This is a genomic window from Duncaniella freteri, from assembly GCF_004766125.1.
In the GTDB taxonomy this organism is placed as follows: Bacteria; Bacteroidota; Bacteroidia; order Bacteroidales; family Muribaculaceae; genus Duncaniella; species Duncaniella freteri.
Genome location: NZ_SJSA01000001.1, coordinates 315,288 through 334,737 on the forward strand (window position 1 = coordinate 315,288; position 19,450 = coordinate 334,737).

Annotated in this window: 15 protein-coding genes and 1 tRNA gene; 4 read left to right on the forward strand and 12 right to left on the reverse strand. The window is 49.2% G+C overall.

Going from position 1 to position 19,450, the window contains the following annotated elements; genetic code table 11:
- Nucleotides 1-3: 3 nt before the first annotated feature.
- From EZ315_RS01490 to ilvD, 4 genes are read right to left on the reverse strand one after another with little or no spacing between them, the layout of a single operon-like run.
- A complete protein-coding gene (locus EZ315_RS01490; protein ID WP_170957426.1) occupies nt 4-744 on the reverse strand; it encodes an acyl-[acyl-carrier-protein] thioesterase in 741 nt (246 codons plus the stop codon).
- Between the two features lie 42 nt (nt 745-786).
- Nucleotides 787-1,335 carry an acetolactate synthase small subunit gene (ilvN, locus tag EZ315_RS01495; RefSeq protein WP_135470003.1) on the reverse strand — a complete coding sequence of 183 codons (549 nt, stop codon included), beginning with the start codon at nt 1,333-1,335 and terminating at the stop codon, nt 787-789.
- A 7-nt stretch (nt 1,336-1,342) separates the two neighbouring features.
- Complete coding sequence (gene ilvB / locus EZ315_RS01500; protein WP_135470005.1) at nt 1,343-3,064, reverse strand: biosynthetic-type acetolactate synthase large subunit; 1,722 nt, start codon at nt 3,062-3,064, stop codon at nt 1,343-1,345.
- Nucleotides 3,065-3,108: 44 nt separating this feature from the next.
- Nucleotides 3,109-4,938, reverse strand: coding sequence for a dihydroxy-acid dehydratase (ilvD, locus tag EZ315_RS01505; protein ID WP_135470006.1), 1,830 nt, complete (start codon nt 4,936-4,938; stop codon nt 3,109-3,111).
- 303 nt (nt 4,939-5,241) lie between these two features.
- Here ilvD and EZ315_RS01510 point away from each other — a divergent pair, with 303 nt between their 5' ends.
- Both EZ315_RS01510 and EZ315_RS01515 read left to right on the forward strand, forming a co-directional pair.
- Complete coding sequence (locus tag EZ315_RS01510) at nt 5,242-7,404, forward strand: helix-turn-helix domain-containing protein (protein ID WP_135470008.1); 2,163 nt, start codon at nt 5,242-5,244, stop codon at nt 7,402-7,404.
- 198 nt (nt 7,405-7,602) lie between these two features.
- Nucleotides 7,603-10,023 carry a glycoside hydrolase family 31 protein gene (locus tag EZ315_RS01515; RefSeq protein ID WP_135471880.1) on the forward strand — a complete coding sequence of 807 codons (2,421 nt, stop codon included), beginning with the start codon at nt 7,603-7,605 and terminating at the stop codon, nt 10,021-10,023.
- Between the two features lie 72 nt (nt 10,024-10,095).
- Here EZ315_RS01515 and EZ315_RS01520 read toward each other — a convergent pair whose 3' ends face one another.
- From EZ315_RS01520 to EZ315_RS01545, 6 genes are read right to left on the reverse strand one after another with little or no spacing between them, the layout of a single operon-like run.
- Nucleotides 10,096-10,455 (reverse strand): YraN family protein, encoded by a 360-nt coding sequence (locus tag EZ315_RS01520; RefSeq protein WP_135470009.1) that lies wholly within the window; start codon nt 10,453-10,455, stop codon nt 10,096-10,098.
- A 23-nt stretch (nt 10,456-10,478) separates the two neighbouring features.
- Nucleotides 10,479-11,678, reverse strand: a complete 1,200-nt coding sequence (obgE, locus tag EZ315_RS01525; RefSeq protein ID WP_135470011.1) for a GTPase ObgE — start codon at nt 11,676-11,678, stop codon at nt 10,479-10,481.
- A 55-nt stretch (nt 11,679-11,733) separates the two neighbouring features.
- Entirely contained in the window at nt 11,734-12,786 is a 1,053-nt protein-coding gene (locus tag EZ315_RS01530; RefSeq protein WP_135470013.1) for a sugar phosphate nucleotidyltransferase, read from the reverse strand.
- 7 nt (nt 12,787-12,793) lie between these two features.
- Nucleotides 12,794-13,969, reverse strand: coding sequence for a UDP-N-acetylglucosamine 2-epimerase (neuC, locus tag EZ315_RS01535; RefSeq protein ID WP_135470015.1), 1,176 nt, complete (start codon nt 13,967-13,969; stop codon nt 12,794-12,796).
- Nucleotides 13,969-14,637: a YggS family pyridoxal phosphate-dependent enzyme gene (locus EZ315_RS01540; RefSeq protein ID WP_135471881.1), complete on the reverse strand. Its 669-nt coding sequence runs from the start codon at nt 14,635-14,637 to the stop codon at nt 13,969-13,971. Before EZ315_RS01540 ends, neuC begins: the two co-directional genes overlap by 1 nt.
- Before the next feature lie 7 nt (nt 14,638-14,644).
- On the reverse strand, nt 14,645-15,097 hold the full coding sequence (locus EZ315_RS01545; RefSeq protein ID WP_135470017.1) for a DUF4494 domain-containing protein: 453 nt from the start codon (nt 15,095-15,097) through the stop codon (nt 14,645-14,647).
- Nucleotides 15,098-15,257: 160 nt separating this feature from the next.
- Between EZ315_RS01545 and EZ315_RS01550 the strand changes: the two genes are divergently transcribed.
- Nucleotides 15,258-15,344, forward strand: a tRNA-Leu gene (locus tag EZ315_RS01550).
- A 157-nt stretch (nt 15,345-15,501) separates the two neighbouring features.
- Here the strand turns inward: EZ315_RS01550 and EZ315_RS01555 are convergent.
- Both EZ315_RS01555 and EZ315_RS01560 read right to left on the reverse strand, forming a co-directional pair.
- Nucleotides 15,502-16,467, reverse strand: a complete 966-nt coding sequence (locus EZ315_RS01555) for an ISAon1 family transposase (protein ID WP_242452468.1) — start codon at nt 16,465-16,467, stop codon at nt 15,502-15,504.
- Complete coding sequence (locus EZ315_RS01560) at nt 16,442-16,813, reverse strand: ISAon1 family transposase N-terminal region protein (protein ID WP_123612966.1); 372 nt, start codon at nt 16,811-16,813, stop codon at nt 16,442-16,444. Before EZ315_RS01560 ends, EZ315_RS01555 begins: the two co-directional genes overlap by 26 nt.
- Nucleotides 16,814-16,936: 123 nt before the next feature.
- Between EZ315_RS01560 and feoB the strand changes: the two genes are divergently transcribed.
- Nucleotides 16,937-19,351 carry a ferrous iron transport protein B gene (gene feoB / locus EZ315_RS01565; RefSeq protein WP_135470018.1) on the forward strand — a complete coding sequence of 805 codons (2,415 nt, stop codon included), beginning with the start codon at nt 16,937-16,939 and terminating at the stop codon, nt 19,349-19,351.
- Nucleotides 19,352-19,450 lie beyond the last annotated feature (99 nt).

Genomic DNA, 19,450 nt, shown 5'->3' on the forward strand with positions numbered 1-19,450 from the left:
ATTTTATCGTTCGACGAATTCGATACGTGCGAGAGCACATGCCGTATCCCCTACCCTTATCTCGGTGTCATACACATCTCCCGGACACTGGTGAGGAGCCTTAAGAGCGATAGCCTCCTCGGCATAGCGCGCCTCATGCTTGAATGCAATCTCAAAACGCGCCACACGGCATTCGGTGTACTTGTCGAGTGACCACAGATCAGTGATGAGGTCGATGTAACGCCTGGTGGTGACATGACGGTTGACATCTATGTCGCTGACTTTGAAAGTATAACTATAACCCTCGGAATCATCACGCAAGGGCAGCAATCTACCGCTCTTTTCTCCACCGAACTCCCGGCTTTGAATCACATCAACAAGAGCCTTGTGGACCAATAGATCGGTAGGACGGCGCGAATCCATGTCGATAGCCATCCATGTAGTATGCGCCCAACCGATGACTTCACCGGTCTGACCATCCTGAAGCTCGAACATACGGTCGGAGTAAAGACGGTTTACATTATCGACCCATGTCACCAACATATATTTACGATTGACCCCCGGCATGCGCCTAAGGTCAATGCTCAAGCGAGAAAGCACCCAAGACGTGTTGGTCTCCATCATATGAGCATAGCCGAACCCGAGACTGTTGGCATGGGCTGTAGCCGTGTCGATGATCAGTGTCACAAGACGCGAAAGCGGCATCTCCTCCTGTGCATTGACTTCGGCAGCTGTGAGATAGAACTCGTTGATGTAATGGTTCACGGGTAAGATTGATTAGATATCTTCCTAATATTTTTTATGTTATCAGCCCTCGATTTTATTGCGACGTGCCTCCTGTTCTCTAAGAAATCTGGAAAAGTGTTCCGTAGGTGACTTTGTGACACATATACGCCCTGAACGTATGAACTGCTGTATGTCATATTGTGTAAGCAGCTCATAGAGAGCCTGGGTCTCGGTCTCATGTCCGGTCTTCTCAATCACAGTGTAGTCACGTGTGATCTCAAGGATGCGCGCATTGTGTACACGGATGATATGCTCCAGATTGGGCTCGTCAAGCAGGCGCATAGTAGGCACTTTATATAGAGCGACTTCCTGATACACAATCTCATCGTCTGTGTAAAGGAATGCACGCAGCACATCGACACATTTCTCAATCTGCTTCACTACCTTCTCAAGAACTTCCCTCTCACCTGCCACAAGAAAATTCATCTTATGGACTCCGGATACCGAACTCGGGCTTGACGATACACTCTCAAGGTTGATGCCACGGCGCGTGAATATAATGGAGATGCGGTTGAGCAGACCCACCTGATTCTCTGTAAATACCGCTATGGTGAACATTTTCTTTTCCATAATCTCCTTATTTCTGATATTTCTTAGTACGGTTAAGAAGGATCTCATCGACAGCCGATCCCGGAGCTATCATCGGGAACACCATATCCTCAGCCTCAATATTGACATTCAGCATGTAGGCCGTATCGGAACTTACCATACGCCCGATAGCGGCGTCTAGTTCCGACACATCGTTGACATCCTCCGCCGGAATACCATAGGCCTTGCTCACCATGGCAAAGTCGGGGTTGAGAAGCGGTGTAGCCATGAAATGACTGTTGAAGAACAGTTCCTGCCACTGGCGCACATTGCCGAGGAAGTTATTGTTTAGTATGATGATCTTTACAGGTATGCGGTAGTCCATGATAGTGCCGAGCTCCTGCATTGTCATCTGGAAACCGCCGTCGCCCATGAATGCGAACACCTGACGCTCAGGCGCACCGATCTTCGCGCCGATAGCGGCAGGGAGGCAAAAGCCCATGGTGCCGAGACCTCCCGAGGAAATGACACTGTTGGGATAACTGTATTTGAAGTAGCGTGCCGACATCATCTGATTCTGCCCTACGTCAGTCACAAGTATACCGTTGTTATTGCTTGCCTCCGAGACCTTGCGTATCACCTGTCCCATGCGCATGGCACCGTTACGAGTATCTATCGGATGAAGCTCGCGCTGCATCACCTCCACTTCCTCCGTCTGTCTTGGCGCGTCAAAGGTATCCAGCCATTCGGAATGGCTCGACTTGTTGATATGTGGGAGGAGAGTCTGGAGAGCTTTGCGTGCATCAGAGTGGATGTGGACATCGGTACGGACGTTCTTGTTAAACTCCGATTCATCAATGTCAATGTGTATTATCTTTGCCTGCCTGGCATAAGCATCGAGTCGTCCGGTGACACGATCGCTGAAACGCATGCCCACGGCAAGAATCACATCAGCCTCGTTAGTATTGATGTTGGGTGCGATATTGCCGTGCATCCCTATCATACCTTTATTGAGATAATGGTCGGACGGAATTGACGACAATCCGAGAAGCGTGGTGGCGACAGGCACGTCAGCCTTCTCGGCAAGAGCTATAAGTTCGCTTTCAGCACCTGAGATGAGGACTCCGTGACCTGCCAATATCATAGGGCGTTTAGCATGATTGAGCAGCGTAGCCGCATCGAGAACCGACTGAGGAGCAGGCTCCGGATCCGGATCATAGCTGCGGATATATTTGACAGGGGTGTAATCCCACTCCACAGAACCTATCTGCGCATTCTTGGTGAAATCAAGCACAACAGGTCCAGGACGACCGGTAGAGGCAAGATAGAAGGCACGAGCCACAGCCCAAGGAATCTCTTCGGCTGAACGAATCTGATAGGACCACTTTGTGATAGGCTGAGTTATACCCAACACATCGGTCTCCTGAAAAGCATCCGTGCCGAGGGACGCTACAGCCACCTGACCTGTGATCACAACCAGAGGGGTAGAGTCGGTCATCGCATCGCAGATGCCTGTGATAAGATTGGTGGCAGCAGGACCTGAGGTCACTGTCACGACACCCACCTTTCCTGATGAGCGCGCATAACCCTGAGCAGCATGCACAGCACCCTGCTCGTGACGGGTAAGTATGTGATGGAGACGGTCCTGATATCCATAGAGAGTGTCGTAAAACGACATTATCTGCCCTCCGGGATAACCGAATATAGTGTCGACACCCTCAGCGATAAGTGCACGACACATCGCCTCCGAACCTTGAATCTTTTCGCTCATATATAATATAAGTACCTTTTTTAATTAGAAATTGTGACCGATATTCATAAAGTCCTCACTGCGCCCTTGTCGGCTGAAGTCACCATCGCGGCATAAGCACGAAGAGCGCGACTCACCATGCGGTCACGATCGCGAGGAGTGAACGCCCCGGCTCCATGAGCCATCTCTTCGTCACGACGTGCGGCAAGCTCCTCATCGCTGAGCCTTACACTTATGGTGCGTGACGGAATGTCAATATCAATAATATCACCATCACGCACAAGACCTATGTTTCCTCCAGCAGCAGCCTCGGGAGATATGTGTCCGATGGAAAGACCTGACGTCCCGCCAGAGAAACGACCGTCGGTAATCAGCGCACACTCCTTGCCAAGATGCTTGCTCTTTATATAGGATGTGGGGTAAAGCATCTCCTGCATACCAGGCCCGCCCTTTGGACCTTCATGAGTGATCACCACCACATCGCCGCTCTTCACCTCATCACGAAGAATGCCGTCCACGGCAGCCTCCTGAGAAGTAAAGACCCTGGCAGGACCGCTGAAACGGAATATGCTCTCATCCACACCGGCAGTCTTCACCACACAGCCGTCCTGTGCGATATTGCCCTTGAGCACAGCGAGTCCGCCATCCTTGACATAGGCATGTTCCATATCGCGGATACAGCCTGTGGCACGGTCAGTGTCAAGCTCGCCGTAATAGCTCATCTGACATCCGAGCTCGGTGGTGCGCCTCATCCCAGGGGCACTCTTCCATAGTATATCGGCCTCGTTGCCAAGATTCTTGCCAGGGACAACAGCCCACTGCTCCATAGCCCGGGCAAGTGTCATGCCGTCGACACGCCTGACCGATGCATCCACCAGCCCGGCATCAGCGAGAATTTTCATTATTGAAAGGATTCCGCCCGCACGGTTGACATCCTGGATATGATAATGAGAATTAGGAGCCACCTTACAGAGCACAGGGGTGTGGCGCGAAAGCCTATCGATATCCTCCATAGAGAAATCGGCTCCAGCCTCATGGGCGATAGCAAGAAGATGGAGAACAGTGTTGGTCGAACCGCCCATAGCGATATCGAGAGTCATTGCATTGAGCATTGCCTGGCGTGTGGCTATGCTGCGAGGGAGAACACTTACATCGCCGTCGCGATAATATGAATAAGTGTTCTCCACTATCTGACGAGCCGCTTTCCTGAAGAGCTCACGACGGTTGGCATGTGTCGCCACGACAGTGCCGTTGCCGGGGAGAGCGAGTCCGATCGCCTCATTAAGAGAGTTCATGGAATTGGCTGTAAACATCCCTGAGCATGAACCGCAAGTGGGGCATCCTTTCATCTCAAGCAGAGACACATCATGATCAGAAACAGTATCGTCAGCAGACTCCACCATAATATCGACGAGATCAACATCGCGATCGCCAACACGTCCAGCCTCCATAGGTCCGCCGGAGACAAATATCGAAGGAATGTTGAGACGCATAGCAGCCATCAGCATACCTGGAGTCACCTTATCGCAATTGGATATGCACACCATAGCATCCACCTTGTGGGCATTTACCATATACTCAATAGAGTCGGCAATGATGTCACGCGAGGGTAGAGAATAGAGCATCCCGTCATGCCCCATTGCTATGCCATCGTCAATGGCAATAGTGTTGAATTCGGCAGCGAAGCATCCAAGCTTCTCAATCTCCTCTTTGACCACCTGACCAATCTCATGGAGGTGAGTGTGGCCCGGAACTAACTGTGTGAATGAATTGACAACGGCAATGATGGGCTTACCAAACTGCTCCTCTTTCATGCCGTTGGCTCGCCATAAGGCTCGGGCACCTGCCATGCGGCGACCCTCGGTACTTGCTGCGCTTCTCAACGGGAACTTCATATTGCGATATTACAATTTCTTTGTATTATAAAGGTTTAAACACTAAATCCTAATGTTGCGCCCTATGATTTTATTAAACTATCCGCAAAAATATGAATATATGTTGTAAAACACAAATTTTTAGCAACATTTGTTGACACGTTTATCCATTTGATGCAAAAATAGCTCAGTTTTTTGCACAATACATGTGTAAAAGTGCAAGTTATACATGGCATAATTAGTCAATCCGATGTCTGATTTATTGGCTATAGTCATTACCTTTGCAAATGAATTAATATACCTCACAAAAATCATTAATCCGCTATGCCGGCTCTCTATAGACTTATTCTTGTATCAATACTATTGCTCCTCCAGCCTGTGGCAGCATATTCCATAACATCAACAGAGAAAATGCTGTTCTCTCCCAAAAGGATCACCGGCGATGCCAATGACATGAGCCTCAGGAGCATCATACAACTCCCCGACGGAAGAATGGCATTCATCACCAGCAATCATCTTCACATATACAACAACACAAGCACAAAAAGCTATCCCCTCGATGACAGCCAATCATCACTGCTCGGAGGCTACAACGGCTATCATCATCCATACATATCAAGTGACTCCCTGCTGTGGATAAAGAACCAGGGCAGGCTACATTGCTTCGATCCGAAATGTGACAGGCTGTCCGATCCCGACTCTGTGCTAGGCAAGAGAGATATCGATGACCTGTTTGTCGACGATTCGGGGTGTGTGATGATGCGCAAAGGAAACACCTTGTACTATTCCGGCTCACATATGACACTGCCACAAGACGAGGGGGAACTGCATGATGCGGCATCACTGAAGGATAAGATTTACTTGTTTTTTGAACATGGCGGTATACGTGTCTTTGACAGAAAAACCGGGAAAAACATAAATTCACGACCGCCATCCGATATAAATATCCGCCATAACACATCACTCGTCAAAATCACCGACGGCTCCATCTACCAGCTACGTAACGGATACAAAGGCGGATGCCTGCTCCATTATGACCCCATCACGCTTGACTGTGACACCATACTCAACACTCCATATGCTCTCAACACCCTGATGCCAAGCCTAAACGGATCGATCTATACAAGCTGTGCAAAAGGGATATGGACCTATACACCATGCAACGACTCTTTAAATTACAATAAGGACATACGCACCTCAACAGGCGAAATGCTCGCAACCGAAATCAGCACCGTATACGAGGATGCCGATGGAGGAATATGGCTCGGTATGTACAATCGAGGAATATTCTACCATCATCCGTCATCACATGAATTCATACGCATTTATTGCAGCATGATCCCACACTCCACTGCATCATTCATGGAAAGCCGAGAAGGGATGATGTTTCTCAGATGCCTCAATTCGTCATATCATATAGACACCGACAACAAAACTCTTCACCTGCTCAATGGAAACAGGCTGCATAACACCGATATCACTGAATCAGGCAAGGGGAATTCTTTCCGCAATAGCCGTGATGAGGTATATTTCTTGGCAGGAAACGAGATTGACATATTCGTACCCAGGCACATGTCCACACACAAAACAGCAAGAACCATCCCAATACATCTTCAATCCATCACTGTAAAGGGTCAGATAATAGACGGCAATGACCTTACATTCGAGCATAACCAAAACCTGATCAACATAAAACTGTCGATACTCGATTATGCCGGATGCGACACCATATACCTGCGTCACACACTTACAGGTCCTGATTCGGACTGCTCGACAACAATTATCGCACCAGGACAAAAAAGAGAGACCGACTTCACTTATGCCAATCTACGGCCAGGTAAATACACTTTGGCAACCGAGGTGTCCACTGCAAAAGATGTCTCATACACAGCAGGCAGAAAGAGCATATCTTTCAGCATAAAGCCTCCATGGTGGACCACCCCATGGGCATACTGCACATATGCCCTGCTGTTGGCTTTAGCAATCACAGCAGCTTTACATATACATACCCGAGTTCTCAAGACCAGGCTCGAACGCCAACACCGGGAAGAGATGCTGCTCGCTAAAATCAGGATGCTTATAGATCAGGTAAAGGATAAGGAAAACGACACTACAGAGGAGAGCACCGGGGCTATCCCGACCGAAAGCATGGATGCCGCCGACCGAGACTTCGTAGCCAAAGCAGTGGAAGCCGTGGAACGGAATATCGCCAACCCATCCTACTCGGTATCGCAGCTGAGCAGCGACATGTGCATGGAACGTACCGGGCTGTACAAACGGCTCGTGACTCTGCTTGACAAATCACCGAGCCTGTTCATCCGTGAAATACGCCTCAGCAGAGCCGCTCAGCTGCTACAGGAGGAGCGCAATCCGACAATAGCGGATATAGCCGAACAGGTGGGATTCAACAGTGCAAGCTATTTCAGCAAATGCTTTCAGGAAAAGTTCGGTTGCCGTCCTTCGGAATTCAGTCAGAAACAGAATTAGAAAAAGTGGCATGTCAAGGTCGAAATTCAACATACATTATATCGATTTCAACATTTGTTTAATAGAATATGAGGCACTTAGCATTAATTTTGCATCACATTCAACACATCAACACCATCACATTAAATGTAACTGACATCAGCCATGATCAATCCCAAATCCATTGTGACAGCCTTTGTGGCAGCTGCATTAGGCACCATGTCCATGACAGCCGCATCTATGGCTACAAAACCACAAGTGAACAAGATTCCGAACGGAATAGAGACCACTGTAAACGGTAATGAAATCTCGCTTCAGTTCTACACACCATCCACGATACGTGTGGTGAAACATCCCGCCGGAGTTTCCGCTGAAGAGAAATCACTGGCAGTAACAGCCACACCTCAGGATGTGACAACCACTGTAAGGACCTCCGGCAACAGCGCGGAAATAAAAAGCGACCGATTAAGAGCCAGACTCGATCTCAGGGACGGTTCGATATCATTTTTCGATACCAAAGGCAAGACCATTGTAAAAGAGGACCGAGGACCGGTGTTCACCCCTATACAGGATGCCGGAAAACCATCCACCATGGCAAAGCAGTCATTCCGGCTTGACAAGGAAGAAGCAATATATGGTCTTGGCAACCTTGAAAACGGAAAACTGTCACAACGCAATGTCAGCAGGTTGCTCCAACCAGGCAATGTGGAGGACGGCATACCGATGATAGTCTCCGTTAAAGGCTATGGCATATACTGGGACAACTACTCCCCCACACATTTCATTGACAACGAGAACGGCACAAGCTTCGAGTCACAGGTAGGAAAAAGTGTAGACTACTATCTGATGTCAGGAGATAATGCCGACGGCGTGATTGCCGAGATGCGGCACCTCACAGGTCAAGTCCCCATGTTCCCATTGTGGACCTATGGTTTCTGGCAGAGCCGCGAACGCTACAAAAGCCAACAGGAGATCACCGAGGTGGTGAAACGTCACCGCGAACTCGGAGTGCCACTCGACGGCATAATACAGGACTGGCAATACTGGGGGAACAATTACCTGTGGAACGCGATGGAGTTCCTGAATCCCGAATTCAACAATCCTCAAAAAATGATGGATGCCATCCACTCCGACAATGCGCACATCATCATTTCGATATGGTCATCCTTCGGACCTCAGACCATACCTTACCGCGAACTTGACGCCAAAGGACTATTATTCAATTTTACGACCTGGCCGGAATCAGGCATAGCCGAACAATGGCCTCCACGCAAAGATTACCCTTCAGGCGTGAGAGCCTATAACCCCTACAAACCAGAGGCCCGCGACATATATTGGAAAAATCTTCGCCGTCTCTACGATTTAGGCATGGACGGATGGTGGATGGACTCGACCGAACCAGACTTCTTCAACGGAACAGAAGAGGACATGAACGCCCCGACCGGTATGGGATCATTCCGCAAAGTGCGCGGAGCATACCCGCTAATGACTGTGGGAGGGGTATATGACCACCAGCGCGCGACATCCGACAAGCAGCGAGTGTTCATACTCACAAGGTCAGGATTTGCAGGGCAACAACGATACGGATGCAATGTGTGGACCGGTGACACTCAGTCCACATGGGATATGCTGAGAAAATCAGTACCTGCAATGCTCAACTTCACAATGACAGGCAACCCGAACACCAACAGCGATATAGGCGGATTCTTTGCCGGCGGATACAACAAGTCGTATATGGATAATTCAGCTGTAAAGAACCCTCTGTTCCAAGAACTGTATATCAGATGGCTACAGATGGGCACATTCAATCCCATGATGCGCTCACACGGCACTGACATAAAGCGTGAGATATATTACTTCGGTAAGAAGGGCGAGCCGGTGTACGATGCCATCGAGAACGCCATCAGGCTTCGCTACACCCTTCTGCCATACATATATTCCACATCCTGGCAAGTCACCAACGAAGCCTCAAGTTTCATGCGTCCGCTCATGATGGATTTCCCTGCCGACAAGAACGGATGGAACCGAGGCGACCAATTCATGTTTGGCGACGCACTACTCGTTGCTCCTATACTTGAAGCTCACTATACCACTGAGAAAGTAAGCAAGGCTGACGAAAACACCGGATGGAACCGTTCAGAAAAAGATGACAGCGAAAAGACAACCGCTGTTGACTTCACAAAACAGACACCAGCCGACGTGTATCTTCCATCAGGCACTGAATGGATAGACTTCTGGACCGGTGAACGCCATCGCGGAGGCAAATCCATACAGAAGAAATCCGATATAAACACTATACCGCTATATGTAAGATCGGGAAGCATAATCCCTCTGGGCCCAGACGTACAATATGCAACAGAAAAGCCTTGGGATGACCTTGAAATCAGGATATACCCCGGTGCGGACGGCAAATTCTCTCTATATGAAGATGAGTTCGACAACTATAACTACGAGAAAGGGATGTATTCAACAATCACATTCTCATGGGACGACAGCAAGCACATTCTTACCATATCAGACCGTAAAGGTGAATACCCCGGGATGCTTAACGACAGACGTTTCCGCATAAAGGTAATTGATCCGGCAGGACAAGCGAAAGATGTGTCCTACTCCGGCAAGTCAACCATAGTAAAACTGTAATACCACAGATATTTATCACGAAAATGAGGATATGCCAAAGTTAAGACATATCCTCATTTTATTGTATTTCTATTAAACTGTGGGGTAAAAAGCGTCAGGAATATGCTCAAGGGTGTAACCGTCAGGATCACCGATTATGAATATAAGATCGAACTGAGGTTCGGCATCCATACGCAGAGTGCTCATATAGAGATCAGCGGCACGGATCATGCGTTGCTGCTTCTTACGGTCAACAGACGCTGACGGATCAACATAATCGGTAGTCCTTGTCTTAACCTCAACAAAGCATATGCGATTGTCCTTACGCGCTATGAAGTCAATCTCGACATTCCCAATCCTTATGTTTATGCCATCGATAGCATATCCCCGGGTCAAAAGGTATTCGCGGGCAACCCCTTCACCCCATTTACCCAAATCGTTGTGATCGGACATAACTACGTCATCACAGCCCGAGGCTACCTGAAATCGTCAATGTCACGCGGATCGTCCTCATCAAGCATCTCATATCCGTAATCCTCTCCTTCGAAATCCTCATCGAACATGTCGTCCTCCTCATCAGAGACTGCCGGGACATTCTCGAAAATGAATTCATCCTCTTCACGTACACGATGATGTCCGTCGAGAGGACGATGTGTGATAGGACTTACCTCTATGCGGTTGCGCTCATCAGTGATCTCACTCCACAGCATATCCTTAAGTTCGGTCAAACCCTGACCTGTAACAGCCGAAATGAACACATGTGGCACCCCTTCAGGAAGATGATGCGACATCTCCTCACGCAATTCATCGTCAAGCATATCGCTCTTGGATATGGCAAGCACACGAGGCTTATCGGAAAGCTGAGGATTGAACTTCTCAAGCTCCGAAGCAAGTATCGCATACTCCTTACATATGTCGTCGGCATCAGCCGGGACCATAAACAGAAGTACCGCATTGCGCTCTATATGACGCAGAAACCTCAATCCAAGCCCCTTGCCTTCGCTTGCTCCCTCTATGATACCAGGAATGTCAGCCATGACAAATGAACGTTCGCCACGATAGGACACTATGCCAAGCTGAGGCTCCATAGTGGTAAAGGGATAGTCGGCAATCTTGGGACGTGCGGCAGAAATCGAAGAGAGCAGAGTGGATTTTCCTGCATTCGGGAATCCCACAAGCCCCACATCGGCAAGGAGTTTGAGTTCCATTATTATACTTTTCTCTATAGCAGGCTCACCGGGCTGAGCATAACGCGGCGTGCGGTTGGTGGCACTCTTGAAATGCCAGTTGCCAAGACCTCCGCGACCTCCGCGGAGGAGCTTGACCTCTTCACCGTCCCCGGTTATCTCACATAGAAACTCGCCTGTCTCGGCATCAAATACCACAGTGCCGCATGGCACCTCTACAGTCACATCCTCGCCATCCTTGCCAAAGGAACGTCCTGCCGATCCTGACTCACCGTTGCCGGCAAATATATGGCGGCGATAACGGAGCGGAAGAAGTGTCCACATATGGGAATTGCCACGGAGTATTATATGTCCTCCGCGACCACCGTCACCACCGTCAGGACCACCTTTCGGTACATATTTTGCACGATGGAAATGACGAGAGCCGGCACCGCCCTTACCGGAACGGCACAGCACCTTTACGTAATCTATGAAGTTGGAATCAGCCATATGTGTGAACTGTAATTGATGATTATAAATATGACAAGTGAGAATATGGATGTGTTCAGGAATGAGACGGGAAATCAGTGACCTGACGCATCAGCTCCTGAGCATGAGCGTAGTCGGCGGGAGAGCCAATGTCTATCCAAGTGCCGTTGATAGGGAAATATGTCACCTTTAGCCCCGATGCGATAGCTGACTCAATCAGATCGGTGGCATCGGTGCGTGTATCCGCCGGTATGGAGCGCAACAGTGAGTTAGATATCATGTATATGCCTGCGTTGGCATAGAACGAATATGACGGTTTCTCTTCGAGCGACTTCACCCTCGATCCATCAGTGGCAAGGATAGCATAAGGGACTGATATATTGTATGGTGTAGCGGCGATTGTGATGTCAGCCTTCTCGGATCTGTGATGAAAGTACATGTCCTCAAATGAAATGGAGGTGAGAAGGTCAGAGTTCATCACTACAGTGTCACCCGACTCAGGTATATCGCACAATGATACGGAGCCTATGGTTCCCAAAGGCACAGTCTCCCTGACGCACTTCACATCCACCCCGCTCACCGGTGTGGAGAAATGCTCTTCAAGCTGCTCGGCAAGATAATTGACCGTCACTGTCACATCACTGATACCGACCGATGCAAGTGCTTCGATATTGTGGTCGATAATGGCACGGTCACCTACCTGGAGCAGAGGCTTAGGGGTGGTAAGCGTGAGCGGACGCAACCTCTCACCTTTGCCTCCAGCCATAAGTATTGCCCTGACCGGAAGAATGGTGCGAGTAACATGGGTGTCGATTATGCTGACCACACGGTTGTAAGCATCGAGCACCGGGACAAGACGAAGCCCACGGATACGCATATCACGCAATGATGCCGCAATCTCGCTGCCACGATGCAGGGCACTGTAGTTGCGGTTCATAGCATCAGCCACAGAATCACAGAGCGCGACACCACGAAGGAATGCCCGACGCACGTCGCCATCAGTCAGGGTACCGCACATACACCCATTGTCGTCGGTAACAACAAGTGTCATTCTGCCGCCTGACAGGAGATTAAGTTTCTCCAGGGCTTCAATAATCGTGGCTTTATCAGATATTATATGTCGCTCCATATGATATTCAATTATGCATCTCAGGATCTATGATATCGTAGAATTTTTTCGCCCCAAGCGATTCAATAGGGGTCTCGGCTATTGCCTTGACTATAATCCCGAGAGTATCAGGCTTGGCATAAGGGTTATTACACGACTTTGCTTCAGCCTGCCCGGCGGCAGACAGTGCAAAACGTATGGCCCCGGCAATCTCCTCTTCGGAATCTCCGCAATGAATCACGCTGGCGGAGCATAGGCGGCCCTGCTGGCGAATGCCTATATCCACTGTGGGGATACCTGTGGATGGAACCTCTATAATACCGCTTGAAGAATTGCCGACTACTGCGCCAACACATCTCAGTGCGGAGAGATAGCGTATCTTGCCAAGCGATGGTATCACACACACTCTGCCACGCCGAGTTGCGGCATACTTTTCAATGAGGTCGATTATCACCTTACCGTCAGAGTCATTATTGGGATATGTAATGAGTATGTGAGAATCCGGAAACCGGTCAAGTGCTCCAAGAAGAGCCCGGCATCTTTCTGCCGCATCCCCATCATCAAGAGTAGCAGGATGATAAGTGACAAGCAATGAGCCTTCAGGAAGAGAAAAAGATATGGACCGCTCAAGCTCCTCGCGGCTCATAAGCTGTTCATGCATGAGATTGTACACTCCGATCGAACCTGTATTTATGACCCTTTCAGGAGCCTCACCCATAGCAATGACACGCTGCCGGTAAGGCTCGGTAGCCGTAAGGTGGAGAGCCGACATCTTTGTGATGGCATGGCGGATGGAATCGTCCACCGCGCCCTCGGATATCTCACCGCCGTGAAGGTGAACGACAGGAACACGGAGCATAAGAGCGGCTGTAGCTGTGGCAAGCATCTCAAACCTGTCGCCAAGTATCACAAGAAGGTCGGGACGTATTGAATCAAGCTCCCTCGCCATTCCCGACATACACTCCGCCATTGATTCCACTGTGCCTACAGGGGTGCCGCCGGTATCCGGCATAGGCACACGGCGCACATCGGTGAATCCGTCAGCGACAATCTCGTCAACCGTAAAGCCATAGCTTTCATGAAGATGCATATTGGTGGCGAGAACGGCAACGGTGCAATCCTCACGTGAGCGCAAAGAGCGGGCTATCCCGCTAAGCAGCCCCCAATCGGCACGCGTCCCTGTGGCTATGGCTATCTTTCTCATCAGTATTCCCTTTCTCCAAAAATCGTGGTGCCTACGCGTATCATATCCGCGCCTTCGGCCACCGCGATATTCCAGTCATGACTCATGCCCATGCTGACAATACGGAATTCAGGACGGTTGTAGAACACCGTGGACCTGAGCGAATCAAATGCCGACCGTATCAATCGGAAATCATTGCGTATACGCTCCTCGTCATCGACATTGGATGCCATACCCATCACTCCCGCTATCTCCACATTGGAAAGCTCGTCAATAAGTGACTGAGACATAATGGCAAGAAGCTCGTCGGGGGTAAACCCGAACTTTGTCTCCTCCTGCGCAACATGAAGTTGCAGAAGCACAGACACCTTGCGCCCCAAGCGTGCTGCCTCGGCATTCACAAGACGCAGCAACCTCTCAGAATCTATGCTGTGGATAAGCGACACATGAGGAAGAATCTGACGCACCTTATTGGTCTGAAGATGACCTATGAAATGCCACTGCACATCGTCAGGCATCGCCACGGCTTTGGTGCAGAGCTCGTTGGCACGGCTCTCACCAAATACACGTTGACCGGCATCATAAGCCTCCCGCAGCGATTCCAAGGGGTGGAATTTCGACACAGCGACGAGAACAACCCCATCAGGGACTGATCCGCGCAGCCTCATAAGATTCTCTCTTACCCCCATATCCGGATCATTCTCCCTCCTTGGAGCCTTTACCGCTGAGGTCAGCGTCATAGACATCCATGATGGGTGTCTCCTGGATGGTATTGATCTCGAAATCAGCCATTGTGCCGCTCATTCCTTCCATAAAGTTATCGTAAGCCTCCTTGAAGGAATCCGCGGCAACGAGAAACTGGGTGATTGACTTCTTCTCCACAGCTGTCTTCTCATCAAGAGTGATGAAAGCAGCTTTCACAAGATACCATTTATCGCCTGTCTTTTGACGGAATATCTCAGAAATCTTGGAAATCTTCACAGCCGACACATTGTATTCTGATGTGAAATGGGCAATCTCCTCAGAGATGCGTGCCTCTGCCTCGGTGAAGGAGAGTGCATCTACCATATATGATTCGGTTACTTTCTTCTGAACACCGTTGTCCAGAGTCTTGTCATAGCGTACTTTAGTTTCAAACCAGAGTGCCATAATTAATACGTGATTTTTATTATTCTTTGTTGTCTGTTATCATTCGGGCTACAAAAGTACACAAAAAAGATGAGAAAAATCATGAGAGATGCCAAACTTAAAGAAAAAAGTACTAACTTTGCAACGGATTTGCAATATGCACAAAGCCTCACCACATGATGCTCGAATGGTGGAATGGTAGACACGAAGGACTTAAAATCCTTTGATCATTGCGATCGTGCGGGTTCGAGTCCCGCTTCGAGCACCACATGAAAACCCAAGCATCCAATATCGTTGTGATGTTTGGGTTTTATATTTCCGGAGCCAGCGGATTTTTTCAGACCTTCAGGAAAATCACTATATTTAGGGCACAAGCCGAAATTCCGGTGCATTTGTTAAAACAATTAGAATAGAGTGTTAAAGATTCAGGCGTATAGCTTGACGAGTCGGAAGATAAAGAAATCACGGTCACGGACCCCTCGCATCTGCGAACGGAAGATTTTGACTTTGGAGTTGAATGCTTCGGCCGAGGCATTAGTTGCGCGACGTCGGAAATAATTGAGGATAGTCGGGGCGTGGTTCTTGAACGTCTTGATGACAGAGCGGAAGTTGTTGTTGCCCAATGCCATTACTTTTTCATACCACTTGTTCATCCGACCCATTGCTTTGGTGGGTGATATCTTTGCGTTGAAGATTTGGCGCAGTTCCATAGCCAGATGGTATGCAGCTTTCAGTATCGGATAGTGTCTGAACAGAATGTTTGCGCGATGACGCTGTATGTCAGTCCATTTGTTCTGCGACATCATCAGGGTGTGCTTGCTGCGGGCAAGGATCTGGCGCATGGTCTCGCCGTTGGAATATGTAATTGGAGGCTCTGATTTGTCACGGCTGTTGTCTTCGGCAATGAGCTGTCGGCGGATGTCTATGCGAATTTCGTCGACAGCCTCGTTATAGACCTGCTGCACATGGAAGCGGTCGTTAACGACGTGGGCGTTGTAGAATACCTCGGCGGCTATCAGCATCATCGAGGGCGACAGATCGCAGGTCACTTCTTTTACCCTGCGTCTGACCGATTTACCCATGGCTCCGATGAGGATTGTGGTTATCTCATCGCTCTTTGTGCCGGGGATGGCCGCCGCCAGCGTCCCACGGCCGCCGTGTCCGTCCTTGTTCGTGAGGAAAGTCCATACCTCGCCGTTGCTCAGGCAGGTTTCGTCAAGACTCATGTACGGGCCGATATTGTTAGCGTTGAAGTAGAAGCCGCAACCGAGTTCGGCCTCACGCCATTCGGTATAACCGCTTATCCTGTTGCGATACTGTTCGGCAAAATATTTGCCGTTGACGCAGTACATCTGCGATATATGCTTAATCGACAATGCCGTCGTCTCCACCTTCGTCTTTTAAAAAAGCCACGAACTCGGCGCTGAGTCGTGTCCTCTCCTCGTTGGGCAGTTCCAGGTTATATGAGAATATCTCGTTGGTCTTTTTGTCCCACCATTTGTTCTTGCGCATGTGCAGGAACACCGGTCTGCCGCGCATCGGATAGTCCTGCACTGTAACGTAATCCGTGTATCCACGTGCCACAATGTTCGGATTGCGGAAATCCTCATCCGACAGTTTCTTCTTCTCGTCAAGCCATATGTCGTAGGACTGGTCTGTCTTTTCAAACTTGACCATCTCAAACAGTTCGTCCAATCCTTCTGGCAGGAATTGCCAAAATGCATCTGCGGTTTTCATACCGCAAATTTAACACTTTTCCAAAAATTCATGCACTGGCATTTCGATTTGAGCCATATTTAGGTATTTCCCCTATGAGATTTTTTGTCGAAATTTGCAGCCGGTAAATTTTATATGTCGACTATGAGATTATCGCAGCTCACCACCGGAGAATCCGGTGTCATAATAAAGATACTCGGTCACGGCGCATTCCGTAAGCGCATGATCGAGATGGGATTTGTACGCGGACATGAGATAAAAGTGCTTATGGCCGCTCCGCTTAGAGATCCTGTGAAATATGAAATAATGGGCTACGAGGTGTCGCTGCGCCACTCCGAAGCGGATCTGGTGGAAGTGGAGCCGCTTCCGAGCACAATACCTCCGGAGCGGTTTGCCCACACCAATACGGTCACTGAATCCTCATCAGCCGACAATATCCCCACGTCAAGCAATGTAAACGCCGAACGTCATCGTGTGATCAATGTTGCCTTGATAGGCAATCCTAACTGCGGCAAAACATCACTATTCAACATCGCATCAGGTGCCCGCGAACATGTAGGCAACTACAGCGGTGTAACTGTCGATGCCAAATACGGAGAGTTCACACACAACGGTTATCATTTCAATATCGTAGACCTCCCCGGCACTTATTCACTGGCATCTTATTCACCGGAGGAACTATATGTGCGCCGTTATCTGCGCAACGAAGCTCCCGACGTAATAATCAATGTGGTTGACGGCTCCAATCTCGAACGCAACCTATACCTCACCACCGAACTCATCGATATGGACCGCTCGATGGTCATAGCCCTGAACATGTACGACGAACTCGAACGTTCGGGCTCACGGCTCGACTATCGCACACTCGGAGAGATGATAGGCGTGCCCATAATCCCGACAGCCGCCAAGACAGGGAAAGGGGTCAGCGAACTGTTCGACACAGTGATCAGGGTATATGAGGGGACAGAAGCTGCCGTACGCCACGTACACGTGTCACTCGGCAACCAGCTTGAAAAAGCCCTGTCAGGAATAAAGGACGAGCTAAAGGCCCACCCCGCCGTAGAGAGGCATTTCTCGCCACGCTACCTCGCCATCAAACTCCTTGAAGGGGATGCCGAGGTGCAGCATCAGGTGCTCAGTCTTCCGGACGCTGACCATCTTATAAAACTACGCGACAAAAGTGTAGCCGAATACGAAGACTCCAATCCAGGAATAGACATCACAGCAGCCATCGCCGATGAAAAATACGGATTCATAGCAGGCGCACTTGCCGAAACAATGGTAAAAGAAGAGAATCCGACAGCAAGCTCGACACACATCATTGACACAATAGTCACCAATAAACTGTTCGGCTTCCCTATATTCATAGCCATAATGACATTCATCTTCTGGGCTACCTTCTATATAGGATCATTCCCTATGGAATGGATCGAGAGCCTTGTCACATGGCTCGGCAATATCTCGCGCGAATATCTCCCGGACAGCTGGATAAAGGACCTTATAGCCGACGGCATCATAGGAGGAGTAGGCGGTGTGATAGTGTTCCTACCCAATATACTTATATTATATGCCTGCATATCCTTTATGGAGGACTCAGGATACATGGCCCGTGCTGCTTTCATAATGGATAAACTCATGCACAGACTGGGGCTTCACGGCAAATCATTCATACCGCTGGTGATGGGATTCGGATGCACGGTACCATCAATAATGGCTACACGCTCCATAGAAAGCCGCTCAAGCCGTATCATAACAATACTTATCAATCCGTTCGTTAGCTGCTCGGCACGCCTGCCAATATATGTGCTTCTTATAGGCACATTCTTCCCAAATCATGCCACGCTTGTATTCCTGAGCATATATCTCACCGGCATTTTCGTTGCAGGCATAACAGCACGACTGCTAAGGAAACTATGGTTCGGACAGGACGAGACCCCTTTTGTGATGGAACTACCACCCTACCGTGTACCGACATTCAAGGCCACAATGCGCCACATGTGGGGCAAAGGTGAACAATACATCCGAAAAATGGGTGGAATTATCCTCGTGGCAAGCATCATAGTGTGGGCATTGAACTATTTCCCACGACATGACGACACTATTTCAGCCCCAGCCACAACATCAATTGATGATTCGGAAATCAACACTGCCACTGATTCCTATCTTCAGATGGCAGGCAAAGCGGTCAATCCCATTATGGAACCGCTCGGCTTCAACTGGCGGGCAACAGTGGCAGCCATAGCCGGAGTGCCAGCCAAGGAGATAGTGGTATCCACTCTCGGGGTGCTCTATACAGGCGAAGAAGAAGTAGCCGAGTCAACACTCTCCTCTCGTCTCACAGAACCAAACCCTGTGACCCACCGCCCTGATTTCACTCCGGCGGTAGCCATCAGCTTCCTTGTGTTCATACTCCTTTACTGTCCATGCATAGCCACCATAACAGCTGTAGTGCGCGAGACTGGCAACCCACGTTACGGTCTATTCTCCATAATCTACAACACTCTGATAGCCTGGACATTCGCTTTTGCAGCCTACCGAATAGCTCTGCTCATCACATAAAACAACAAAAAAATGCGTCAAAAAATTTGGCAGAACAACTAAAATTATCTACCTTTGCAACGCAAATGCGAAATGTATGACTCAGAACATACACATCGC